The sequence below is a fragment of the Pseudomonas sp. UYIF39 genome, from assembly GCF_029963765.1.
Taxonomy (GTDB): Bacteria; Pseudomonadota; Gammaproteobacteria; order Pseudomonadales; family Pseudomonadaceae; genus Aquipseudomonas.
Genome location: NZ_JALBYU010000026.1, coordinates 59,854 through 82,701 on the forward strand (window position 1 = coordinate 59,854; position 22,848 = coordinate 82,701).

21 protein-coding genes are annotated in these 22,848 nt (G+C 57.1%); 10 read left to right on the forward strand and 11 right to left on the reverse strand.

Annotation, left to right across the window (positions count from 1 at the left end; genetic code table 11):
• The first annotated feature begins 15 nt into the window (after window positions 1–15).
• The 6 genes from MO767_RS25970 to astA all read left to right on the forward strand — a co-directional run bounded on the left by MO767_RS25970 (window position 16) and on the right by astA (window position 4,910).
• A complete protein-coding gene (locus MO767_RS25970) occupies window positions 16–741 on the forward strand; it encodes an ABC transporter permease (RefSeq protein ID WP_282482864.1) in 726 nt (241 codons plus the stop codon).
• Complete coding sequence (locus MO767_RS25975) at window positions 738–1,448, forward strand: ABC transporter permease (protein ID WP_282482865.1); 711 nt, start codon at window positions 738–740, stop codon at window positions 1,446–1,448. Before MO767_RS25970 ends, MO767_RS25975 begins: the two co-directional genes overlap by 4 nt.
• 55 nt (window positions 1,449–1,503) lie before the next feature.
• On the forward strand, window positions 1,504–2,265 hold the full coding sequence (locus MO767_RS25980) for an ATP-binding cassette domain-containing protein (RefSeq protein ID WP_008155281.1): 762 nt from the start codon (window positions 1,504–1,506) through the stop codon (window positions 2,263–2,265).
• 12 nt (window positions 2,266–2,277) lie between these two features.
• The gene (locus MO767_RS25985; RefSeq protein ID WP_007974731.1) at window positions 2,278–2,757 is read left to right on the forward strand and encodes an Lrp/AsnC family transcriptional regulator; all 480 of its coding nucleotides are present in this window, start codon (window positions 2,278–2,280) and stop codon (window positions 2,755–2,757) included.
• Between the two features lie 183 nt (window positions 2,758–2,940).
• Window positions 2,941–3,879 carry an arginine deiminase-related protein gene (locus MO767_RS25990; protein ID WP_282482866.1) on the forward strand — a complete coding sequence of 313 codons (939 nt, stop codon included), beginning with the start codon at window positions 2,941–2,943 and terminating at the stop codon, window positions 3,877–3,879.
• Window positions 3,876–4,910, forward strand: a complete 1,035-nt coding sequence (gene astA, locus MO767_RS25995; protein ID WP_282482867.1) for an arginine N-succinyltransferase — start codon at window positions 3,876–3,878, stop codon at window positions 4,908–4,910. The genes MO767_RS25990 and astA overlap by 4 nt, the downstream gene beginning before the upstream one ends.
• Before the next feature lie 166 nt (window positions 4,911–5,076).
• Here astA and MO767_RS26000 read toward each other — a convergent pair whose 3' ends face one another.
• The 7 genes from MO767_RS26000 to MO767_RS26030 form a co-directional block, all read right to left on the reverse strand.
• Window positions 5,077–5,784, reverse strand: a complete 708-nt coding sequence (locus MO767_RS26000) for an HPP family protein (RefSeq protein WP_282482868.1) — start codon at window positions 5,782–5,784, stop codon at window positions 5,077–5,079.
• A 159-nt stretch (window positions 5,785–5,943) separates the two neighbouring features.
• A complete protein-coding gene (locus MO767_RS26005) occupies window positions 5,944–7,122 on the reverse strand; it encodes an MFS transporter (protein ID WP_282482869.1) in 1,179 nt (392 codons plus the stop codon).
• A gap of 150 nt (window positions 7,123–7,272) precedes the next feature.
• Entirely contained in the window at window positions 7,273–8,250 is a 978-nt protein-coding gene (locus MO767_RS26010) for a D-glycerate dehydrogenase (RefSeq protein WP_282482870.1), read from the reverse strand.
• Window positions 8,251–8,271: 21 nt separating this feature from the next.
• Window positions 8,272–9,570, reverse strand: a complete 1,299-nt coding sequence (locus tag MO767_RS26015) for an MFS transporter (RefSeq protein WP_140678402.1) — start codon at window positions 9,568–9,570, stop codon at window positions 8,272–8,274.
• Between the two features lie 45 nt (window positions 9,571–9,615).
• Window positions 9,616–10,677: a sugar kinase gene (locus MO767_RS26020; protein ID WP_282482871.1), complete on the reverse strand. Its 1,062-nt coding sequence runs from the start codon at window positions 10,675–10,677 to the stop codon at window positions 9,616–9,618.
• Complete coding sequence (locus MO767_RS26025) at window positions 10,670–11,452, reverse strand: TIM barrel protein (protein ID WP_282482872.1); 783 nt, start codon at window positions 11,450–11,452, stop codon at window positions 10,670–10,672. Before MO767_RS26025 ends, MO767_RS26020 begins: the two co-directional genes overlap by 8 nt.
• Window positions 11,453–11,508: 56 nt before the next feature.
• Window positions 11,509–12,531, reverse strand: a complete 1,023-nt coding sequence (locus tag MO767_RS26030) for a LacI family DNA-binding transcriptional regulator (RefSeq protein ID WP_282482873.1) — start codon at window positions 12,529–12,531, stop codon at window positions 11,509–11,511.
• A 230-nt stretch (window positions 12,532–12,761) separates the two neighbouring features.
• On the opposite strand from MO767_RS26030, the gene MO767_RS26035 reads away from it, so the two are divergent.
• The 3 genes from MO767_RS26035 (at window position 12,762) to MO767_RS26045 (ending at window position 18,147) form a co-directional block, all read left to right on the forward strand.
• Window positions 12,762–13,565, forward strand: a complete 804-nt coding sequence (locus MO767_RS26035) for a hypothetical protein (protein WP_282482874.1) — start codon at window positions 12,762–12,764, stop codon at window positions 13,563–13,565.
• A gap of 104 nt (window positions 13,566–13,669) precedes the next feature.
• Window positions 13,670–15,688: a hypothetical protein gene (locus MO767_RS26040; RefSeq protein WP_282482875.1), complete on the forward strand. Its 2,019-nt coding sequence runs from the start codon at window positions 13,670–13,672 to the stop codon at window positions 15,686–15,688.
• A gap of 266 nt (window positions 15,689–15,954) precedes the next feature.
• Complete coding sequence (locus MO767_RS26045; RefSeq protein ID WP_282482876.1) at window positions 15,955–18,147, forward strand: autotransporter outer membrane beta-barrel domain-containing protein; 2,193 nt, start codon at window positions 15,955–15,957, stop codon at window positions 18,145–18,147.
• Window positions 18,148–18,210: 63 nt separating this feature from the next.
• On the opposite strand, the gene MO767_RS26050 is transcribed toward MO767_RS26045, so the two are convergent.
• The 4 genes from MO767_RS26050 to MO767_RS26065 all read right to left on the reverse strand — a co-directional run bounded on the left by MO767_RS26050 (window position 18,211) and on the right by MO767_RS26065 (window position 21,105).
• Entirely contained in the window at window positions 18,211–18,711 is a 501-nt protein-coding gene (locus MO767_RS26050) for a hypothetical protein (RefSeq protein ID WP_282482877.1), read from the reverse strand.
• 167 nt (window positions 18,712–18,878) lie between these two features.
• Window positions 18,879–19,496, reverse strand: a complete 618-nt coding sequence (locus MO767_RS26055; protein WP_282482878.1) for a LysE family translocator — start codon at window positions 19,494–19,496, stop codon at window positions 18,879–18,881.
• Between the two features lie 51 nt (window positions 19,497–19,547).
• Window positions 19,548–20,387 (reverse strand): AraC family transcriptional regulator, encoded by an 840-nt coding sequence (locus MO767_RS26060; RefSeq protein ID WP_282482879.1) that lies wholly within the window; start codon window positions 20,385–20,387, stop codon window positions 19,548–19,550.
• A 76-nt stretch (window positions 20,388–20,463) separates the two neighbouring features.
• Entirely contained in the window at window positions 20,464–21,105 is a 642-nt protein-coding gene (locus MO767_RS26065; protein WP_282482880.1) for a DUF1345 domain-containing protein, read from the reverse strand.
• A gap of 300 nt (window positions 21,106–21,405) precedes the next feature.
• Between MO767_RS26065 and MO767_RS26070 the strand changes: the two genes are divergently transcribed.
• Window positions 21,406–22,710 (forward strand): IS4 family transposase, encoded by a 1,305-nt coding sequence (locus tag MO767_RS26070; RefSeq protein ID WP_282482881.1) that lies wholly within the window; start codon window positions 21,406–21,408, stop codon window positions 22,708–22,710.
• Window positions 22,711–22,848 lie beyond the last annotated feature (138 nt).

Below are 22,848 nucleotides of genomic sequence, written 5' to 3' on the forward strand. Positions count from 1 at the left end.
AGACAGGTGACTGACGTGAACTCCTTCCTGAATCTGATCGGGGTCGATCTCTCGGCCCTGCAAGGCTATGGCCCTTTGTTGCTGCACGGCACCTGGGTCACTCTGAAATTGTCAGCGCTCTCGCTGCTGGTGAGCATGGCGCTGGGCTTGCTCGGGGCGGCGGCGAAACTGTCGCCGCTGAAGCTGTTGAACCTGCCGGCGACCTTCTACACGACGCTGATTCGCGGCGTGCCGGACCTGGTGCTGATGCTGCTGATTTTCTACAGCCTGCAAGGCTGGCTGAGCAGCCTGACCGAGGCCATGGACTGGCCTTACATGGAAATCGATCCGTTCGTGGCCGGCGTCATCACCCTTGGGTTTATCTACGGCGCCTATTTCACCGAGACCTTTCGCGGGGCAATTCTGAGCGTGCCGCGCGGCCAGCAGGAAGCCGCCGCGTGCTTTGGTCTGAACCGCTGGCAGCGATTTCACTTTGTGGTGTTCCCGCAAATGATGCGTTTCGCCTTGCCGAGCCTCGGCAATAACTGGCTGGTGCTGCTCAAGGCCACGGCATTGGTGTCGATCATTGGTTTGTCGGACCTGGTCAAGGTTGCGCAGGAAGCCGGTAAAAGCACCTTCAATATGCTCGATTTCTTGCTGCTGGCAGCGGCGCTGTATTTGCTGATCACCAGCGCTTCGAACTACGTTTTGCGCGTGCTGGAGCGGCGCTATAACCAGGGTGTGCGGGGGATGGCACGATGATCGAGTTGATTGCCGAATACTGGAAACCTTTTCTGTTCAGTGACGGCTACAGCCTCACCGGGTTGGCCATGACCTTGTGGCTGCTGGTGGCGAGCATTGTGATGGGGTTTTTCCTGTCGTTGCCATTGGCGATCATGCGCACCTCGCGCTGGGGCCTGCTGCGCTGGCCGGTTCAGCTGTTCACTTATGTGTTTCGCGGTACGCCGCTGTATATCCAGTTGCTGATTTGCTACAGCGGGATCTACGGCATCGCGTTGGTGCGCTCGCAACCGCTGCTCGAAGCATTTTTCCGCGATGCGATGAATTGCACCTTGCTCGCGTTCACGCTCAACACTTGCGCCTATACCGTGGAAATCTTCGCCGGGGCGATTCGCAGCATTCCCTACGGTGAAATCGAGGCTGCCCATGCGTATGGCTTGAGCGGCTGGCGCCTGTACTTGCGGCTGATTCTGCCTTCGGCATTGCGCCGGGCACTGCCGTATTACAGCAACGAAGTGATCCTGATGTTGCACGCGACTTCCGTGGCGTTCACCGCCACCATTCCGGACATCCTCAAAATCGCTCGGGACGCCAATGCCGCGACCTTCATGACCTTCCAGGCGTTCGGCATTGCCGGCCTGCTGTACCTCGCACTGTCGTTCGGCCTGGTCGGAGCTTTCCGTCTGGCGGAGAAGCGCTGGCTGAGCTTTCTCGGCCCGACTCACTGAATCCCATTTTTATCCAGGGCGGTGGCGCCAGGCGCGCCGCTCCAGGAGTGCTGACATGTACAAACTCACGGTTGAAAATCTGTATAAACGTTTTGGTGACAACGAAGTGCTCAAGGGCGTCTCGTTGAATGCACGGGCAGGCGATGTGGTGAGCATGATCGGCGCCAGCGGTTCGGGTAAAAGCACGATGCTGCGCTGCATCAACTTTCTGGAGCGCGCGGACGAAGGCGCCATTGAACTGGACGGCGAGCGCGTCATTACGCGCCCCGGTGCCGGTGGCATGCGCGTCGCTCATCCGGCGCAATTGCAGCGCTTGCGCACGCGTCTGGCGATGGTGTTCCAGCATTTCAATTTGTGGAGCCATCTGACGGTTCTGGAGAACATCGTGCTCGCGCCGTGCCGGGTGCTGGGGATCAGCCGCAAGGCCGCGGAAGAAAGTGCGCGGGCCTATCTGGACAAGGTTGGTCTGCCGCAACGAGTGGCCGATCAATACCCGGCGTTCTTGTCCGGTGGGCAGCAACAGCGGGTGGCGATTGCGCGTGCCCTGGCAGTGGAACCGGAGATTCTGTTGTTCGACGAGCCGACTTCGGCACTCGATCCGGAATTGGTGGGTGAGGTGCTGAAGGTCATTCAGGCGCTGGCCGAAGAAGGCCGTACCATGTTGATGGTGACCCACGAAATGGGCTTTGCCCGGCAGGTTTCCAGCCAAGTGTTGTTCTTGCATCAGGGGAAGGTCGAGGAGCAGGGTGACGCAACGATCCTAGACCAACCAAAAAGTGAACGTTTGCAGCAATTTCTATCGGGTCGTTTGAAGTGAGGCAAGACGTACATGGCGGATATCCGCGATCTGTCGATCGTGCTTGATCGTATCGATCAGGCAATCATCGAAGTGCTGCGCCACGAAGGGCGCATCACTTATCAAAAGCTTTCCGAGCGCGTGCACCTCACGCCCAGACCGTGCCTGGAGCGGGTGCGCAAGCTCGAACAGCTCGGGGTCATTCGTGGGTATGGCGCGATTCTCGATGAAAAGAAGCTGACACCAGGCTTGTCGTTGCTGGTGCTGGTTGCGTTGTCGAACCAGAGTGGGCGGGCGGCGCAAAAGGCGTTCGAAGCCAAGGTCCGCGCCTGCCCGCAGGTGCTGGAGTGTCGGTTGATCAGCGGTGCGTTCGACTACAGCTTGCGCATGCGTTGCCGGGACATGGAGCATTACCGGGTGCTGACAGAAGTCTGGTTCGATGACCCGGATTTGCACATCGACAAGTTGGTCAGCCATCCGGAATTGGCGATGGTCAAGACCACGATGGAATAGGTTTGGCAGATCAAAAACATCGCAGCTTCGGGCTGCGATTTTTTTTGTCTGGCCGCCGCCGAATCGGCTGGGCCGCACACGTTTTTCAGCCGTTTCCATCACGCCGCCGCCACTTATCAACCGGGTTTTTCAGTCTGCGAAACAGACAATGGGTACCTCTTAACCCTCATTGAATCTGTGCCCATGCAAACCACCAATACTGTTTTGATGATTCGCCCGACACGCTTCTCCTTCAATCAGGACACAGCGGCGAACAACCGATTCCAGCAGCCGGCCGCCGTCAGCGAAGACGTTCAGCAAAAGGCCCTGCAAGAGTTCGATGGCTACGTTGCCGCGCTGCGCAGCCATGGCGTCCAGGTCATGGTGCACAACGACCGCGAAGCGCCGCATACCCCGGATTCGATCTTCCCCAACAACTGGTGGAGCAGCCATCCCGACGGCACATTGGTGCTGTACCCGATGCAGGGCCACAACCGGCGTCTGGAGCGGGACAAAGGCGTGCTCGACTGGCTGCGGGACGAGTACCGGGTGGAACAGTTGCTGGACCTTTCCAGCCTCGAACAGCAGGAAGTGTTCCTCGAAGGCACCGGCAGCATGGTGCTGGATCGTCAACAACGGATTTGCTACGCCGGTTACTCCACCCGCACCCATGCCCGTGCCCTGGATCAGGTGGTCAGCCACCTCGGTTACGAGCTATGTGCCTTCAACGCGGTGGACCGCCAGGGTGTCGCGATTTACCACACCAACGTAATGATGAGTGTCGGCACTCGCCTGGCCGTGGCGTGCCTGGCGTCGGTCACGCACCCGGCCGAACGCCTGGCCCTGCGTAAACGCCTGGAAGACAGCGGCAAAAACGTCATCGCCCTGAGCTGGGAGCAACTGGAGTCCTTCGCCGGCAACATGCTGGAGGTTCACACCGCCGCGGGCGAACCCTTGCTGGTGATGTCGCGCACGGCCTGGCAATCGCTGGACGCCGCGCAACGTCGTTTGATCGAAACCCACACCACGCCACTCCCCGTGAATATCGACACCATCGAACGCATCGGCGGCGGCAGCGCGCGCTGCATGTTGGCCGAGGTTTTTCTAACCAAACGTCTGGCTACCAAGGAGCAAGCACGATGATCGTTCGTCCAGCCACACCGGCAGACCTGCCGGCACTGTTAGCCCTGGCCCATAGCGCCGGAACCGGTTTGACCACCTTGCCGGCCGACGCGGGGCGTCTGCGCCAGCGCCTGGAATGGGCGGCGAAAACCTTCGCAGGCGAGGCCGAACGCGCCGATGCCGATTACCTGTTTGTGCTCGAGAATGACCAGCATGAAGCCATCGGCATTTGCGCATTGGCCGGTGCCGTCGGCCTGCGCGAGCCCTGGTACAACTATCGAGTGGGCCTGTTTGTCGCGGCCTCGAAAAACCTCGGGATCAATCAGCAGCTGCCGACGTTGTTCCTTGGTAACGACATGACCGGTCATTCGGAACTGTGTTCGCTGTTTCTGCATGCCGATCACCGCAGCGGTCTGAACGGGCGCTTGCTGTCCAAGGCGCGGTTCCTGTTTCTGGCGGAATTTCGTCAGTATTTCGGGGAGAAAGTCATCGCCGAGATGCGCGGCTACTCGGACGAAGAGGGCGTTTCACCGTTCTGGGAAGGCCTGGGCCGTCACTTCTTCAAGATGGACTTTGCCGATGCCGACTACCTGACCGGGCTGGGTAACAAGACCTTCATCGCCGAGCTGATGCCCAAGTTTCCGCTGCCGACCTGCCTGTTGCCGGAAGCGGCGCGAACGGTCATCGGTCGTGTTCACCCCAATACCGAACCGGCGCTGGGCATGCTCAAGGCTGAAGGATTCGAGCACCGCGACTACATCGACATCTTCGACGGCGGCCCGCTGATCGAATGCGCCACCGGCGACATCCGCGCGATGCGTGACAGCCAGGTGCTGCAACTGAGCATCGGCACTCCGGGGGAGCAGGCGGCGACTTACCTGATTCATAACCGTCAATTCGCCGAGTGCCGGATTACCGCGGCACCGGCGCGGGTGGCCGCGGGTACGTTGATTATCGATGCAGAGACTGCGGAGACCCTGGGCTTGAGCGCCGGTTCATCGGTGCGCGCGGTGAGCCTGGCGGTGCCAGTGCGTCAATTGTCAGCGGCCTGAATTTGTAGCAGCTGACGAGCCTGCGAGGCTGCGTTCGGCTGCGAAGCAGTCGTAAATCCTGTGCACGCGGTTTACCTGGAAGACCGAGGTGCCTGATTTCACGACTGCTGCGCAGCCGAACGCAGCCTCGCAGGCTCGGCAGCTGCTATAAGGACCGTGGGCGCTGTCAGGTTCTGCCTCGAAGGACTTCACCAATACTGCGCCGTTTGGCATGCAACTCGCTGGCATGGATCAGCTGTTCGAGGTCTTCGGGGGTGACGTCGAAGAAGGCTTCCATGTCCGCCAGGGCCAGTTTCAGGTCCTGGGCGGTGATTGCCTGGCTGTCGGTGGGCGGGTGGTCGGCGGGGACCATGGACACCGGTTCGCTGGCGCGTTTTGGGTAACGAATGCGCGTCAGGTTGTTGTAGGCCAGGGCGCTGAGCAGCATGGTCGATCCGCTGAGCATCACCGGGCCTAGGGCTTTCCAGTCCAGGGCAATGGTCGCCGGGTCTGCCAACACCAACAGCAGCGCCAACGCCCCCGCCGGCGGGTGCAGGCAACGCAGCCAGCACATCAGAATCAGCGCCATGCCGGCCGCCAGGCATGCGCTGCCAAGGGTTCGTCCGAGCACGTGAGCGACCAGCAGCGAGACCACCCCGGCGCTGAGGTAGCCGCCAAGAATCGACCAAGGCTGGGCGAGGGCGCCTGAGGACACAGCGAACAGCAACACGGCCGATGCACCCAGCGGACCGATCAAGTGCTGCGCCACCGGCATGCCGAATACCTGGCTGCAGACCCAGACGCTGAGCATCGTGCCCAAGGACATGCCGATCGCGGCGCGGCTCCATTCGGAGGGGCGGGTGTTGATGGCGGCGGGAAACCAGCGAGCAAACATGAGGCAGACGATCCGTTGGAAAAAACCGAGGCAAAAAAAAGGCTTAGCTGGGATACCCAGAAAGCCCTTGAAGTTGTTCCAACTATTGGGGGAGGAACGGGCACAGTGTGCCGTTCATTCCTGATGCTGACAAATTCATATTAATGCAGTTTGAGTGCATTAAATTTGCTGTAATGCCACCTGGCGACCACTCATGAAACACAGAAAACCGCCCATGGCGGTCAGTGCGCTCAGGGCATAAAACATCGTTGGCGCGGGGGTGTGCATCAGCAGGTAACCGCAAATCACCGGGCTCAGGGCACCGCCGAGGGCGGCGAGGTTTTGCGCGCCGTAATAGCTGCCGCGCAGTTCTTCCGGGGCCAGGGTGTCGACGAAGAGGAATTCGGCGAGGTAAATGATCATTTCACCGAGGGTGAAAATGAACATGGCCACGCACCAGCTCACAAGGCTGTCGGCCAGACTGAAACCGATCAACCCGACGATGAACAGACTGGTACCGCCCGCGATCCAGTAACGCAATTGTTCGCGTTTAAGGAAACGGCCGATCTGGTATTGCAGCAGGATCACGCTGATCGCGTTGCAGGCGAGCAGGGCAGCCATGGTTTCCAGTGCCCGTTTGGAGTCGTGAGTCACCAGCAGGTATTGCGACAGGTACAGGGTGAAACGGCCGTGGACCACGGTACTGAGCAGGCAGCCAAAGGTGAACATGATCAGCGTGCGGTCGTTTTTCAGGGTGACCAGTGTCTTGAGGAAACTCGCGGGCGGGCCAATCGCGGGTGCCTGGGCCGAGTCCTTCGGAATCCCGATCATCAGGAAAATACTGAAGAACGCGATGCCGCCGGCGATCAGGAACGGTGCAATCGGATACACCCCGGCAATCACCACGCCCAACATCGGGCCGGTGGCGTAGCCGATGTTGGTCAAGGTGTAGCGCAGGGAAAACGCCTTGGCGCGCTGGCCCATCGGCAGGTTTTCGCTGAGGATCGCCTTCGAGCCGATCAGGAACAGCGCCGAGGCGGTTTCGGTGATCACCAAGGTGGCGGTGGTCAGGTAGAGGTTGTCGGCGAAGGTCAGCAGCACAAAGCCGATGGCGCTGGAGAGCATCGCGAGGATCAGCAGCCGGCGCTTTTCGAGGCGGTCGATGATGTAACCGCCATAGAGCGCGAGCAGGGTGGCGATGAACACCGCGATGCCCAGCAGTAAGCCAACGTCCTGTTGGTTGAGGCCGAGTTTGTTGCTCAGGAACAATGTGAGCAACGGGCTGGTGATGGCGCGGCTGACGACGATGGTCAGCGAAACGATCATCAACCGACGGATAACGAGTGAGTAAGTGGCCACGGTGGTGCAAATATCCTTATTCAGATTCTGTAGTGTTCGATACGACACCGTGGCGCCGCCATCGCGAGCAAGCTCGCTCCCACATTTGGAATGCGTTCCCCTGTGGGAGCGAGCTTGCTCGCGATGGCTGACTGACAGGCGCCGAATTTCTTAAGCTTTCCACGCCCCTGCGTTCACCAGATTCGCCGGCCGCTCACCCGCCAGCGCAGCCAGCAGATTATCCACCGCACACGTGGCCATCGCCTCGCGCGTTTCATGCGTCGCCGAGCCAATGTGCGGCGTCGCCACCACGTTGTTCAGTTGCAACAGCGGCGAGTCAGTGTTCAGCGGTTCGCGTTCGAACACATCCAGCCCTGCACCGCGAATCTGCCCGTCACGCAGGGCCTGAATCAGCGCCGTCTCGTCCACCACCTTGCCCCGTGAAATGTTGATGAAAATGGTTTCGGGGCGCATCAGGGCAAATTGCTCGGCCCCGATCAGCCCTTCGGTTTCAGCGGTCAGCGGCAACGTCAGGCAAACGAAATCAGCCTGCTGCAACAGCTCCGGCAAGCTGCGGTATTGCGCTTTGAATCGCTGTTCCACCGCCGGTTTTGGCGAGTGGCTGTGGTAAATCACCGGCATGCCAAAACCAAAATGCCCACGCTGGGCCAGCGCCTCACCGATCCGTCCCATGCCAATGATGCCCAGGGTTTTTCCGTGTACATCGGTACCGAATTGCGCGGGGCCGACATTGCGCTTCCACTGACCGACGCGAACCATGTTCGCCAGCTCCACCACGCGCCGGGCGGTCGCCAGGATCAGCGCGAAACCGGTGTCGGCCGTAGTTTCGGTGAGCACGTCCGGGGTGTTGCTGAGCAGGATCCGTCGTTCGGTCAGGTAGTCAATGTCGTAGTTATCGACTCCCACGGAGACACTGGCGATGGCTTCCAGGTCAGGTGCCAGATCCAATAATCCGGCATCCAGTTTCAGACTCGCACCGAGCAACCCGTGGGCGCGGGGCAGGGCCTCGCGCAGTTTCGCCAAGCCGTCGGCATTGAGGTTGTCGATCAGCGTCACCTCGGTCTGCTCGTGAAGGCGAGCCATCAGCAGCGGCGCGAGTTTCTTGTACAGCACAACCTGCTTTTTCATCGTCATCATCTCAACTTCAATTCAGGAATGAGCAGCGGTCGACCGTTGCACAACGGCCTTGGCCACGACCCGGTCACTGGCGCCCGGCTTGAGGAAAATCGTCAGCACCACCGAGAGCATCAACGCGCCGCTCATCAACAGATAAGAAGCACCCGGCGAGCCGGTGGAGCTGTTCAGGTAACCGACCAGATATGAACCGCCAAACGAACCGAGCGCACCCATGCTGTTGATCAGCGCCATGGCGCCACCTGCGACGTTGGCCGGCAGGATTTCCGGGACGATGGCGAAAAACGGTCCGTAAGGTGCGTACATGCAGGCGCCTGCGATCACCAGCAGGGTGTAGGACCACCAGAAGTGTTCAGCGCCCAGCGCGTAGGAACCGTAGAACGCAATCGAAGCGATCAGCAGCGGCGGCCAGACAAAGCGTTTGCGCTTCTGCAATTTGTCCGAGCCCCAGGACACCAGCAGCATGCCGATTACCGCCGCCAGATACGGCAGCGCCGAAAGCCAGCCAGCTTCGATCATGTCCATCTGCGCGCCGGCCTTGAGGATCGATGGCAGCCACAGCACGAAGCCGTAAACCCCAATGCTCCAGCAGAAAAACTGCAGGGCCAGGATGATCACTTTCGGCGAGCGGAAAGCTTCGGCGTAGTTCTTCACCGCTTTGATACCGACCTGTTCGGCAGCCAGGGCGCTTTGCAGATCCTGCTTCTCTTGATCGCTCAGCCATTTGGCTTGAGCGGGACGGTCATCGGCCAGACGCCACCAGATAAATGCCCAAATAACCGCCGGCAAACCTTCGATGATGAACATCCAGCGCCAGCTGAAATGCTGCACCAGGTAACCCGACACCACCGACATCCAGAGCATGGTCACCGGGTTGCCGAGGATCAGGAAGGTGTTGGCGCGTGAGCGTTCGGCACGGGTGAACCAGTGGCACAGGTACACCAGCATCGCCGGCATCACCGCGGCTTCGACCACGCCGAGCATGAAGCGAATCACGACCAGCCAGTAGGCGTTGGAGACGATCCCGGTCAATGTGGCCAGGCCACCCCAAAGAATCAGGCTGACGAAAATCAGCTTCTTGACGCTGTGCTTCTGGGCGTAGATCGCGCCCGGCACCTGGAAGAAGAAGTAGCCAAGGAAGAACAGTGCGCCGAGCATCGACGACAGGCCCGGCGTGATCATCAGGTCGGCGGCCATCCCGGAGGCGGCGGCGAACCCGTAGTTGGCGCGGTCCAGATACGCCAGGCTGTAGGTGATGAACACGATGGGCATGATGTACCACCAGCGGCGGGCGGCGAGTGTTGCGGTTTTCATAGCGGTGCTCCTGAGCTTGTTGTTTTTGTCGCAGCAGGTAACGGGTTATAGATTTTCAGTGACTGTGCGGGCCTTATCGCGAGCAAGCTCGCTCCCACAGGTGATTTGTGTTTGAACCCGATCCAATGTGGGAGCGAGCTTGTCTCCGGGCGGCGATCCGACGATGGCGGCCTCAAACTCGGCAGACATTTCGAGGCGATTGGGCAACCCCTCCATATCCCCACGGCTCTGCACCGCGCGGCTGCCAATCCAGTTGGCACGCTTCACGGCGTCGGCAAAGTTGTGGTTTTCCAGCAGGGCGCTGATCATGCCAACGGCAAAACCATCGCCGGCACCGACGGTGTCGACCACCGTTTCCACGGGCACGCCCGCCACGAAACCCTGGTCCAGATGGGTGCGGTAATACGCACCGTGCGGGCCCAGTTTGATCGCCACGGCTTCGGCGCCTTGATCGAGGTAAAACGCCGCGATGTCGGCCGGGTCTTCGAAACCGGTCAGCAAGCGGCCTTCACTCAACCCCGGCAGCACCCAATGGGCGAGGGCGGCGAGGCGGTTGATCTCGGTAATCATCTGTTGCTCGCTGGCCCACAGGCTCGGGCGCAGGTTTGGGTCGAAGGACACACTGCGCCCGGCATCGCGCATGCGGGTCATCAATTCGAAAGACATTTCCCGCGCCGTTTCGGACAGCACCGGGGGAATGCCGGTGGCGTGCAAGTGCCGGGCGTTCAGTAATTCAGGCGCGATCGACTGCCGCGACAGATGACTTGCCGCCGACCCACGGCGGAAATACTCGACCACCGGATCGCTGCCATCGTCGGTGCGCGACTTGAGTTGAAAACCGGTTGGGTGCGCGGTGTCGATGGCGACGTTGCTGCAATCCAGGCCTTCTTTCTCCAAAGTATCGATGACGAACCGTCCCAGCGAATCAGCGCCCACCCGGCTCAGCCAGGCCACGTTGAAACCCAACCGCGACAAGCCAATGGCAACATTGCTGTCGGCCCCGGCAATGCGTTTGTGGAAGTGGCTGACGTCGGCCAGGTCGCCGTTCTGCTCGGCAACGAACATCGCCATGGTTTCGCCGAACGAAAGAATATCGATCTCAGACATGAGCGCTCTCCAACCGAGTTTGACCGAGGCGGGCGAGGGCGGCGACATGCTCGGTGGTCAACTGCACCAGGTCGTCGCCTTGCAGCGGATATTCCGCCGCCCGCATGACGCCTTGGGCCATGTGCCGCAGCAGTTGTTCCCACAGATACAAGTCACTGGCGGCCGGCGGTATGGCGACCAGTTTGCCGTCGGCCCGGCGCGTCACGGCTTTGCAGTGCACGTAGCCGACGTGGCGACCGAGCAACCGCGCGGCGCTGGCGGCGGACTGGTCTTGCCAGTGCCAATTGCCGATATCGAAAGTCATTTTGACCGGCAGGTTGTGTTGCTCGACTTCAGTGAAAAACCGTTGGAACGGCTCGATGCGGCCGCCGTGTAAGGTTTGATCGTTTTCCACCAGCAACTGCACAGCGCTTTTGCCCAGTACGCGAGCCAAGGTTTGCAGGTCGCTGTTGTCGGTGAAATAACCCAGGGACACTTTCAGCCATTTGGCACCGAATGCCTGGGCGCGCTGTAACGCAGAGATCAGTTCGGGATTGGGTTTGGACTGGCCGGCCAGCCACAACTCCATCGGTGAGGAATACACGCTTTCGAGGCCTTGGGCCTGCGTGGCATCGGCCAGTTGCGCGGGATCTTCGACGGTCAGCAGTTCTTCACGCCATTCGATGCGCGTGGCGCCCGCGGCGGCCAACACCTCAATAAACGATCCCTGGCCGCGTTGGCGAACAAGGTCGGCGCCGTAGCTCGACAGGCTGATGGAAACAGGTGGTTTATTCATTGTTGTATACCTCTGAAACCGGTTTCATTTTTGTTCAAAAAAATAGGACTGCTGACTCAAGTGGCGATTTTTGTCGACCCACGCACAATCAACCGCGCCGAAAAATCCAGGGTCCGCACTGGCCCGACATCACCGCGCAAACGCTTGAGCAAACACTCGAACGCACTGGCGCCAATCTCGGCCGTCGGTTGGGCGAGGGCGGTGATGCCGCTGCCTACCAACGGATACCAATCTAGGTCATCAAGGGCGATCAGACCGACGTCCTCGAACAGATTGCACTTCAGTTCACGCAACGAATGGGTGCTGGCCAACGCGGCGATTCCGTTGGCGCAGAACAGCGCTTTCGGGCCGGGGCCGGGCGTGTCGAGGAAGGTTTTCAAACGTGTGCTCAGATCGCTGCCGGTCTCGACAATGGTCCCTTGAAGCGTCGGACGCTGCTCGATCTGCGCCTTGAAACTACTGACCCGCTCAATCCGCGAACTGGTGCCGTCAAACGGCTCGGTCACCAACAGCACATCGCTATAGCCGCTCTCTTCAAGGTGCGCGAGGGCGAGTTCGACCGCTGCCGGATTGTCCAGCCCGACCAGATCACTCTCCAGCTGCTCGACCTTGCGATCCACCAGCACCAGCGGCATTTCCCGATGCAGTTCGCGTAATTCGTCGCGGTGATGACCGAGGGTGTTCACGATCAGCCCTTCGATGTTGTAGGAGCGGAGCAAGGCCAGGTGCTGGCGTTCCTGCTCGTCATCGCGGTCGGTGTTGCACACCACCAGGCTGTAACCGTGCTGACGGCAGGCGGTTTCCACCCCGTGCATCACGGCAATTGAATAAGGGTTACGGATATCGGCCACCAGCATGCCGATCAGGCGGGTACGCCCGCGTTTCAGGCCGCGGGCCATCTGGTTCGGGCGATAGCCCAGTTCGGCAATCGCCTGCTCAATGCGCAAGGCAGTGGCATCGGAGAGCAGGGCGCGGTCATCGCCGATGAAGCGCGAGACGCTGGCTTTGGAAACGCCGGCGTGTTCGGCGACGTCGAGCATGGTGACGCGGCTGCGCTGGGCGGCGGAGAAGTCGTTCATGGTGATGGACCTTATTATTGATATTGCTTGTGAAACCGGTTTCAGAAAACAGCATTCCAACGAATGCGTCAAGCCGGAAAAGTAGGAAGTCGAAGGATAAACCCGACGAGCGGTAGCTTTACCTGTCAAATGTGACAGTAGGCAGCCTTCCAAACCTGGCGCTTAATTCATGCAAGCGACAGCTTTCAGTACTAAAGAGCAATCCTACGAGAGCGAGAAGGATTTCCCACATGGTGGTTAATAAACCTCTGACATACGATCCACCGAAAGTCATCGGCGTACCCGATTCAGATATTGACCCGGAGGGTCATATTCCAACTCCATTGCTGCTGACCGGTATTGAAGTAGTTGTTCCTTTATGGCCTGAACCGGCGAAGGAACCCCTTGAGACCGATACGCTCACGGTCTGCTTTGAACAGGCTGGGCAAACGCCGGTAAGAATACCTAACACCTACAAACCAGAGGATATGAGGCCCGAATTCATTATCCGAATTGGCCCCGAGCATCTTAAAAATAATGGTCCGGGTGAGTTGTGGTATGAGCTGGTCAACAGCGCTGGAAATCCATCGGAATCATATAAGCGGCGCCTGACTATCGATCACACACCTGTCCCGGTAGATCTTAAGGAAGCCAGGTTTACCCATGCCGACATGTGGGGGTATCTGTATTGCAAAACGGATCCTCCGCTATGGGAGGGAGTAAATGTCGAGATTCCAGCACTTCAGGGGTTCAATGTCGGTGATCGATGCGAAGTACTCTGGCGGGGTTATTCAACACTGAATGGAAGTGGCCCGGAAATCGACAGCGCTCGAAAGACAGTCATCCGGTCATCGTTAAGTGATCAAGACATACGTGAAGGATATTCCTTGGTCATTGAACCTTACGAAACTCATATAAAACCAATGGTAAACAATGACTCCGCCACTGTTGTTTATCGCGTGTTTCGCGGCGCTAAGCTTGTAGGAAGCTCAAAAATCGCATTGGTAAAAATAGACAGGATTGTAAGTGGGGACGAACTTCCATGTGGGCCTTAAGTTCGGCGTGGATATTAAGAGTGACGTGCAACAGCGCACGAAGAAGCTGATGGCTTCTTGGGGTCGTGTCGCAATTAATTGTGAACGCAATGGAGATGGCGAACATGAATGCTAAAGTTGAACAGGCGAAATTGTCTAGAATGGCAGTGCTTCAAGAAAAACTCAGCAAGGGTGGTAGTGTTCTTTCTGACGCTCCGCCCCCTACACTTTTGGCACAAACTTTACCCGGTGGTGATCTGCGTATACCCGTCGACAAATTACAAGCACCCTTACAGTACATCGTGCCCAAGCCAGTTGATGAATACGAAGATGATCTACTACAGCCACAGGTTCGAAAGAAAGGAGCCCCCGACTGGCAAGAGGTTCTGCCCGACGAACCATATTATATTGAGTTGGGCCCAGTAGACGACAGGGACTGGGATGTGCCTTTCGATATTCCGTTAAGCTTCATGATTGAGGACCCCACTCCAGAAGCTCCGACTGAATATGAATTTCGGTACATCTTGTGGGCGGGCGGAACGAACCAGTCGATTTCGGTCCCTGTTGTCACGTACGCGATTGACCGCACACCTCCCTACAAAATAAAGAGTACAGGTTCTGACCGCAAACCGGGCGCCCCTACGTGGCCGGCAGATCTGGGCCCGAATGACCCGATCGATGAGGCTTATCTCGAAGGCAAGGCGGGGATTCCGGTCAAGCCTGCCGTCTCCCCAACCTATCACCCAAGTGACATTTACCGATTCTATTGGGGACCTGCACCTGATGAGAACCGCGACACACCAGTGTTTGATGGTGTGTTGACGGCGGGGGAAGCTTTGATTCCGGCTGCGGTGTTTAAAGAGAATGAGGGTAAAAACCTGCTTGTTTATATTGCGACCGACCTGCCGGGCAACGAGGGGAAAAAATCAAATTCCAGCGAACGAAATGTCGTTATTCTGCCTGATCCTGGCGTTATCTTGCCGCCAGTGATCCCGTTGGCAAACGGACCAAGTGGCGATGGTCTGATCGACCTGGCTGACACTCAATTTGATAGCAGGGGCGTCGAAATCAAGGTAACTGTGCCGACGCCAAACTCTATATCCGACACGATTGTTGTTTACTGGGGAGGAAAGTCGATTACTCCGGAGCAAAGAGTAGGAACAAATACCGAGTTATCGTTCTTTGCCAGCTATGATCTTGTAAAAGAGAAGTATGGCGATACCGATGGCAGCGTGGATACAGAAGTCAGCTATAAAATGTTTCGTTCAAATCGTCAGATTGCTACAGATAAAGCGAATATAGATGTTGATGTTTCGTTTGTTGGCCCTGATCCAATTCTTGTGGGGCTGGATGCGCCTAAGTTGGAAACGTCAGCGGGCAGCATCGATGAAATTCTCGAATCGGATTACGGCGATACCGGAATCAAGATCACGATTGATCTTTTTGCTATCCCGCCAACGGAAGAAGGTTGGCTGATTGATGTCTTATATGATGATGTCAAGATTGGTGAGACCATTGCGTTGACAACTGGCCAGGAAGGTACAACCCTTACTATCCCTCTGCCTTGGGCAACGGTGCTTGCACAGCAAAGCGGAACCAAGGTGTTGAGCTATAAGCTGTATACGCGTACCGGGGCTAATCCAACGCCATCCAGGAACAAAAGCATTGATGTAGAAGCATTTCCGATCGAAATGGTGGCGCCGGAAGTCCTGTATCTTGGAGGTCCTCTTAGAAGGATCAGTTGCCCAACCCTGAACTTTCCTGTCACCGGAAATCCAGGTGACGGAACGCCCCGACGAAACCTGACTGTGCGCGTAAGAAAGAATCAGTACACCGTTGACGGAGAGACCATTACCGTGAAATGGGTGCCGTATGATAATGCAGTGCCACCCGCTCCCATTCCGGGCGCAGATACGACAGCGACCTACCTCATTACCGGAACATATCCCGATCCGGGTGCATTGATTGAAATAGGCGTCTATGCAACGCACTTTAAACCGGCCCATCTTGGAAAAGGCAGGGTTACTTACTCCATTTCTCGGGGTGCTGGTACTCCAACGCCTGACTCATTGCCTGCTGAACATGTCGTATTTCTGACAGATAATCAGGGCAAATATTGCGAGGAAACGTTACCTCAAGTTTGATTGTAATGACGCGGTGAGCGCGGTGCGCTCGCCGTATTTTTTATGTTTCAAGTCAATAGTCAGGACTTAATCCTGAGGGCTTTTCCAATCGCAAAACAGGATAAGTCCTACAGAGTTTTGCGAAACGCCCAGCTAACCTAGCGCCCCTCAAGTAGCTGGCCTGCTCAGAGTGTCAGCATTTAAGTTTTATTTAAGGCAGGTGCCCAATGCGAGGAATTGTTTTTTTAAAAGTTATAAATACGTGTGGTTCGACAGCCACGAGTTTATTGCTGCTTTCTCTCTATCATTCACACGCCAGCGCTGCGCCGATTGTTGGGGGGAATGTGACGATTAATGATGGCGTACCAGAAAGCTGGAGCTTGAGCCAGCAAGCCACTCTGACCGTCAATGGCGCGCAAACACTTCAGATCACGTCTGATAATTCGACACTCAATGTAAACACCGGTAGTACTACACAGCAGATTTCGGCCAGCAATGGCTCGGTCGTCAATCTGAGTGGCGCTACCGTTTCAGGTGCGGGTGGTCTCGCCGGTGTCCTGCTGACCAATAGCGATGCCACCATCGATAAAAGTACTGTTACCGGCAATCGTCTGGGGCTGCAGGCGGTTCGCAATACAGCGACTCAAACCGGTTCCAAGGTTGTCGTGACTGGTAAGAGCACCATCACGGGTGTCCTGGGAGGCGCCTTGGTCAGCGCTCATAGCACTCTGGACGTCAGCGACTCAATCATTCAGGGCACCGGAGCCACGAGTTACGGGCTTCGATTGAGCAGTGGACAAGCCATTGCCCGAGACAGCACTGTTTCTGGCGGACAAAACGGAGTACGTATTGATCTTGATGTGAATGATGCTCAGCCCGCCGTATTGGCCCTTGAAAACACCACTGTCCAGGGGAATACCGGTTCGGCGATCGTGGTCGATTTCAACAACGCTTCGACACTGCCTGCGACCATCTCGTTGAACAACTCGCGCTTGCTGGCAGGCAACGAGATTTTGCTGGATGTGAAAGGCGGCGCGAATGTCTCCATGACCGTCAATGGCAGTACCTTGAACGGGAACATCGTGTCCGAGCAAGGCAGTGCCACACAGCTGGTTCTGCAAAACGACTCGGTTTTGACCGGCCGCCTGGAAAATGTTGCCAGCACCACGATCAATGACTCTTCCCGCTGGGTATTGGTGGGTGACAGCCAGGTTGACACCCTCAGCCTTAACCGCGGGGGATCCGTGGTATTTGGGGACACCAATGCTTTCTATCAATTGAATGTGACCAACCTTTCCGGGAATGGTCGATTCGTGATGGGAACGGATTTCAGCACGGGCCGAACTGATGTGCTGAATGTCACCGGAACCGCTGTTGGCAATCATGAACTGCTGATCGCCAGCAGTGGCCTGGATCCAGCCACCGGCCAGCCTATTCGTGTGGTTCAAACCGCAGGTGGCGATGCAAGCTTTTCTCTGGTGAACGGAGCGGTTGAACTTGGGACATTTTCTTACGGTCTGGCGAAAAGCGGTAATGACTGGATACTCGATCCAAGCACCCGAACAGTGAGTCCTGGCGCACGTTCTGTACTTGCGCTGTTCAATACCGCATCGACGGTTTGGCTGGGTGAGCTGACCTCGTTGCGCACTCGCATGGGGGAACTGCGTTTCAATGGCGGCCAGTCAGGCGCGTGGGGGCGTACATACGCCAACAAATACAACATCGCCGATGGCTCAGGTGTCGGTTATCAACAAACCCAGCAAGGTTTCACCCTGGGTGCCGATGCGGCGCTTCCTCTCGGAGACGGCCAATGGTTAGTGGGAGTGATGGCGGGTCAAAGTCAATCTGATCTCAATCTCAATGCCGGCACTTCAGGCAGCGTGGACAGTTACTACGTGGGTACCTATGTCACCTGGTTAGACACCCAGACAGGCTATTACTTTGACGGTGTGTTGAAGGCAAACCGCTTCCGTAATGATGCGAAAGTGGCGTTGAGCGATGGTACCCGGGCCAAGGGAGATTATGACAACTCGGGGCTGGGTGGTTCTGTCGAGTTCGGCAAACACATCAACTTCGACAATGGCAACTTCCTTGAACCCTTCACTCAATGGTCCGCCGTGGTCATTCAAGGAAAGGATTTTTCCCTGAGCAACGACCTGCAAGCCGAAGGGGATCGCACACGTTCGTTTATCGGGAAGGTGGGCGCTACCGCTGGCCGAAATATATCGTTTGGGCAAGGACGTGTCGTACAGCCGTATCTACGCGCCGCATGGGCACATGAATTCGCAAAAAGTAATGAGGTACAAGTCAACAACAACGTGTTCAACAACGACCTGTCAGGTTCCCGCGCGGAGTTGGGGACCGGCGTCGCTGTAGCAATGACTGATAATCTCAACATGCATGCGGACTTCGAGTACAGCAGCGGTCAAAACATAGAACAGCCTTACGGTATCAATTTCGGTCTACGTTATAGGTGGTAAGAAGTCTGCGAAAGCAAATTAAAAAGGAAGCAATTGCTTCCTTTTTAATTTTAGATCAAACGGTTATGCCGCTAGCGTTCGACCGCGAGGTTGGTGAAATGTGGCAAAGGCTCCTTTTGCTGAAAAGATCACATCAAGCGTCAGCTGTTTAGAGACATCATCGTCATGATTCTCGACGATAACCTTTGTCAGTTTTCCGGAAAAAATCCCTGTAGTCTCATCAAGTTCAAGATCGGCTGTTCCCGAGAGCTGGGTATAAATAACCGATTTGGCTGGGTCGCTGTTATCGGCGAATGTCAGGCGTACTTGATGTGAATCCTGCGTAAGTTCGTAGGACTTATTTTCCAATCCCTTGGAAAACGAAAGGATGAGTTCTTTTGTCGTGTATTCCGGCTGTGATTCGCGTTGCCGGGCAAACATGACGTAAGCCTCGCCATGTGGCAGCGGGAAAGTGCGCTCTGAGAGTTCTACCAGACCTGCGCTGTATCGTTCTCTGCCGTTTATTGTCCCGGCACAACTACCAGCACCCACGGCCTGTCTGAGTTTCTGCGTGATCATGTTCATTAATACGGTCTCCATAGTCATGACAAGGTATCCCGCTATCAAAGAAACGTCCGGGATGAGGTATAAAACCGCCATTGGGCGTCGCTGTAAACTGTCAGACTTGACAGTTTACATAGTCCTATTAATGTGATTTTTATCTGGTCGTCTGGAGAGAAAGGAAAGTTTTATTAGCCGATCCATACACTTAGCCACGTCGAACCTGCCAGTAATAAACCCATGGACCGATTAAAGTTTCGCAGGGCTTTAGATGAATGGAGCAACTGTTTGACCCTCGATCCCAGAACCGCCCAGGTAGACATGCAAGGCAGAGCTATGCCGAAAAAAATAAAACTCAAATACAGGATGTGGTTTAGACGATTGGCACCGTTGTCGGCGAATACGCTGACGACCGCCATGGCCATCATCCACGTTTTCGGGTTCACCCATTGCAGGCTTGCGGCGGTCAACAGACCCGGGCGCTTTTGATTGCCGGATACATCGGGATCTAAGGTATCGGTCGCAGAATGGTAAATCTGCCAGGCCAGGTAGCTCAACCAGGTAGCACCTAGCCACTGCATGGCGTATTGCAACAAGGGAATCTGTTTCAGGGATTCACCCAAACCATAACCTACTAGCAGGACGATGACTGCAGCACTGACGCAGGCACCAAAGATGATAGGCAAAGTAGCCTTGAAGCCATACCGGGCGCTATTACTCAGCACCAGAATATTGGTTGGCCCCGGCGTAATGGAGGCGACGAAAGCGAACAGCAAAAATGGCAACAGCGTGGGAAAGGTAGACAACATGGCAGCGAACTCCGTGAATGATTTCAGGAGTTGATCCTCACAAAGTCCGGGTCATGCGTCTGGAAGATTTGAGCAGCGCTTGCGATACAACGCCGGAGTCAAGCCATATGCCCGGACAAACCAGCGCCCTAGGTGACTCTGATCTGCAAACCCCAGTTCCATCGCCACCGTCGCCGGTTGCTCGCCACGGGCCAGCATTCGTCGGGCGGTCGCCAGGCGCAATTGAACGAGGTAGGCGTGGGGTGCCATGCCATAAGCGGCCTTGAAGGCGCGGGTCAGGCGGAAGCGATCAACTCCGGTGGCGGCAGCCAGTTGGTCGAGGCCGATGTCGTATTGAGCGTTGGCGTGCAGGTATTCCCGAGCCTTTTGCGCCACCAGCGGCAGGCGCGGATCCTCGCCATAGCGAGCGCGCCAGTGCAGGTGACTGGTCAGGCGTTCGAGCAAACCGTCGAGGGCGGTCTGGCGGACGATTTTCAGCTCACCGTTATGCAGGGTTTGAAATGCCAGGCTGGTGGCGTGGGCGAGTCGCGAGTCGCTGGCCAGGGTGTTGGCGAAACTCAATTGACTGTTGTCAGGGGCATTTTCGAAGACTGCACTGAGTTCACGTTTCAGCCACTGCGGATCGAGGTACAGCATGCGGTAGGTGAAACCGTCTTCGGTCGGTGCTTCGCCGTCGTGGATGTCACCCGGCTCGAGCAGAAACACCTTGCCCGGCGTGCTTTGGTGCTTTGCTCGTCGACAGTGAAACTGCTGAACCCCTTGCTCGGTGACGCCCACTAGATAACTGTCATGCCAGTGCGGGTCGTAGGCATGGCCTTCGAAATGCGCGCGCAGGGTCTCGATGCCGGTGTCGGCGTCCTGGGCCAGGTCGATCCAGTTGTGAGTCGTCATGCTGCACCTGTGAGGCGGATAGCCGGCTTATTTAACGCCTGCACCGAGGGTGATGACTAGAACGTTTGTGCAGGGATCAGTTGAACAGTCCCGCCGCAATGTTGATCGAGAACCCGAGAATGGCCGTGTTGAACAGAAAGCCGATCAGCGACTGCGCCAGGACAATCTTGCGCAAATCCCGAGTCGCCACGCCAACATCGGACGTCTGTACCGCCGCGCTGATGGTGAACGAGAAGTACAGGAAGTCCCAGTAATTGGGCGTTGTCAGACCTTCGGCAAAACGCAGTGCGGGATCTTTGCCGCCCCAGGTGTAGAACAGACGGGCGTAGTGCACGCTGAAAATCACCCCGATCAGCAGCCATGAACCGATCACCGTCAACGCGGTAAAACCGTAATGCAGCAGCTTGCGCGTGGTTTCCAGGTCTTTGCTGCCGGCCAGCTCGAAGGTGATGGTCGCCAGGCTCGCAATCGCAGCGATGCATACAACAAACAGCACCAGCCCGGCGTTTTCGTCCTCGACCTCGGCAATGCGTTTCACATCCGGCGCCTTGGCGCGCGCGGTGAGCCAGAGCATCAGGATCAGGTAAGTCCAGACCCCGGTGTTCCAGCCGATGAGGATTTTGCTGATGATTGAATCGGCCGGGGCCAGAATGCCTGCCGCAACGCCGAGAGTGAAGGCGGCGGACAGGCGAGGGTGGGTGCGGGCAAGGAAAGGCATATGAACTCGATAGGACTGGGTATGCAAATACCTTAGCCCAGCGCAGTCCGTTGTGACCACCAAGCTGTAGGCGATGGGGCCTCCTGTGGCGAGCTTGTTCGCGATGGCGGCCTTAGAGCCGACCGGGTTTTTGATGGTGTACATATCCATTCCTGCGGTAACGGCCGCTTAGGGTTTCGCCCTTACGGCCAGCCCTTTCAAGGTCTTCGTTTAAAATCCCCCAAAACTCCAGTCAGGGTGACGAAAACAATGTGGGCAGAAGTTCTAGCGCGGCTTGAGAAAAAGACACCGGCCAGTGTCATGACCAAGTTGATACTGGAGCAAGCTGTTCCTGCCGCATGGGTCGATCAGGTGTTCGAGGAACAACGTCAACGCCAGTACCCTCGTGAGCTTTTGTTTTCGACCATCGTGGAGCTGATGTCCCTTGTTTCATTGGGCTTACGCCCTTCCTTGCATGCCGCCGCCCGTCAGATGGAGCATCTACCGGTTACCTTGGCGGCGCTCTATGACAAGGTCAGTCGCACAGAACCCGCGTTGCTGCGGGCCTTGGTCACCGGTAGCGCAGAACGCTTGGCTCCGACGATAGAGGAGTTGGGATTTTTAGCCATTTTGCCCGGTTGGCAACTGCGCGTCGTTGACGGCAACCACTTGCCCTCTACCGAAAAACGTCTTGGGGCTTTGCGGCGTGAACGAGGTGCGGCTCGGCCAGGGTTTTCAGTGGTGGTCTACGATCCTGACCTGGATCAGATCGTCGACTTGCAGCCTTGCGAGGATGCCTACGCGAGTGAGCGCGTCGGCGTGCTGCCGTTGTTGGCTCGCGCCAGTAAGGGGCAGCTGTGGATGGCCGATCGACTGTATTGCACGCTACCCGTCATGCAGGCCTGCGCGGACGCGAGCGCTTCGTTCATTTTTCGCCAGCCAAGCAAACATCCACGGTTGATTCAGGAAAGCGACTGGCAAGAACCGACGCCGGTCGAAGCCGGAGCAGTGCGCGAACAAACCATCGAACTCAACGGCGGCCACCGCTGGCGCCGAATTGAATTGAACCTACAAACAGCTACCGAATCAGGCGACTCCGTGATGTGGTTCTGGAGCAACCTGCCCGACACCATCAGCGCCGGGCAGATTGCCGATTTGTACCGTCGCCGTTGGAGTATCGAAGGGATGTTTCAGCGTCTTGAGTCGGTGCTGGACAGTGAAATCGCAAGCCTCGGCTCTCCCCGCGCGGCCTTGCTGGGCTTTGCTTCGGCGATCTTGACCTACAACGTTTTGGCGGTTCTCAAGCGCAGTGTGGAGCAGGCTCATCGCGAGACGCAGCCCGAAGGGTGGGAGGCCTCGGTTTTTCACTTGGCCGTGCAAGTGCGCAGTGGGTATGAGGGCATGCAGGTCGCGTTGCCCCCTGAATATCTGTTACTTCAATCGATCTCAGAGACTCTGGCGCAGCGCCTGTTGGCGCTGGCCAGAAACATCAAACCCAAACAGGTCGCCAAAAGCATACGAGGTCCCAAAATCGCCAAGTCCAAGGAGTGGCTGGAGGGCAGGGCTGCAAATGCTCATGTGTCGAAGGATCGCGTGCTTAAGGCCCATAAAAAGAAAACACCTTGAAAGGGCTGGCTGTAAGAGCGAAACCCTAAGCCGCCGTTACCGCAGCAACGGATATGTACACCAAAACCCGAAATCCAATCACCTGTAGTGGTCTAATGAAACCGGACACCCATTTAGGCGAGAATGCTCGCCAGATCG

Bases quoted from the DNA above. Each gene is read 5' to 3' on its own strand.
- MO767_RS25975 (WP_282482865.1), top strand. From the start codon at position 738: ATGATCGAGTTGATTGCCGAATACTGGAAACCTTTTCTGTTCAGTGAC.
- MO767_RS25980 (WP_008155281.1), top strand. From the start codon at position 1,504: ATGTACAAACTCACGGTTGAAAATCTGTATAAACGTTTTGGTGACAAC.
- MO767_RS25985 (WP_007974731.1), top strand. From the start codon at position 2,278: ATGGCGGATATCCGCGATCTGTCGATCGTGCTTGATCGTATCGATCAG.
- MO767_RS25990 (WP_282482866.1), top strand. From the start codon at position 2,941: ATGCAAACCACCAATACTGTTTTGATGATTCGCCCGACACGCTTCTCC.
- astA (WP_282482867.1), top strand. From the start codon at position 3,876: ATGATCGTTCGTCCAGCCACACCGGCAGACCTGCCGGCACTGTTAGCC.
- MO767_RS26000 (WP_282482868.1), bottom strand. From the start codon at position 5,784: ATGTTTGCTCGCTGGTTTCCCGCCGCCATCAACACCCGCCCCTCCGAA.
- MO767_RS26010 (WP_282482870.1), bottom strand. From the start codon at position 8,250: ATGAAAAAGCAGGTTGTGCTGTACAAGAAACTCGCGCCGCTGCTGATG.
- MO767_RS26015 (WP_140678402.1), bottom strand. From the start codon at position 9,570: ATGAAAACCGCAACACTCGCCGCCCGCCGCTGGTGGTACATCATGCCC.
- MO767_RS26020 (WP_282482871.1), bottom strand. From the start codon at position 10,677: ATGTCTGAGATCGATATTCTTTCGTTCGGCGAAACCATGGCGATGTTC.
- MO767_RS26025 (WP_282482872.1), bottom strand. From the start codon at position 11,452: ATGAATAAACCACCTGTTTCCATCAGCCTGTCGAGCTACGGCGCCGAC.
- MO767_RS26030 (WP_282482873.1), bottom strand. From the start codon at position 12,531: ATGAACGACTTCTCCGCCGCCCAGCGCAGCCGCGTCACCATGCTCGAC.
- MO767_RS26035 (WP_282482874.1), top strand. From the start codon at position 12,762: ATGGTGGTTAATAAACCTCTGACATACGATCCACCGAAAGTCATCGGC.
- MO767_RS26040 (WP_282482875.1), top strand. From the start codon at position 13,670: ATGAATGCTAAAGTTGAACAGGCGAAATTGTCTAGAATGGCAGTGCTT.
- MO767_RS26050 (WP_282482877.1), bottom strand. From the start codon at position 18,711: ATGAACATGATCACGCAGAAACTCAGACAGGCCGTGGGTGCTGGTAGT.
- MO767_RS26055 (WP_282482878.1), bottom strand. From the start codon at position 19,496: ATGTTGTCTACCTTTCCCACGCTGTTGCCATTTTTGCTGTTCGCTTTC.
- MO767_RS26060 (WP_282482879.1), bottom strand. From the start codon at position 20,387: ATGACGACTCACAACTGGATCGACCTGGCCCAGGACGCCGACACCGGC.
- MO767_RS26065 (WP_282482880.1), bottom strand. From the start codon at position 21,105: ATGCCTTTCCTTGCCCGCACCCACCCTCGCCTGTCCGCCGCCTTCACT.
- MO767_RS26070 (WP_282482881.1), top strand. From the start codon at position 21,406: ATGACCAAGTTGATACTGGAGCAAGCTGTTCCTGCCGCATGGGTCGAT.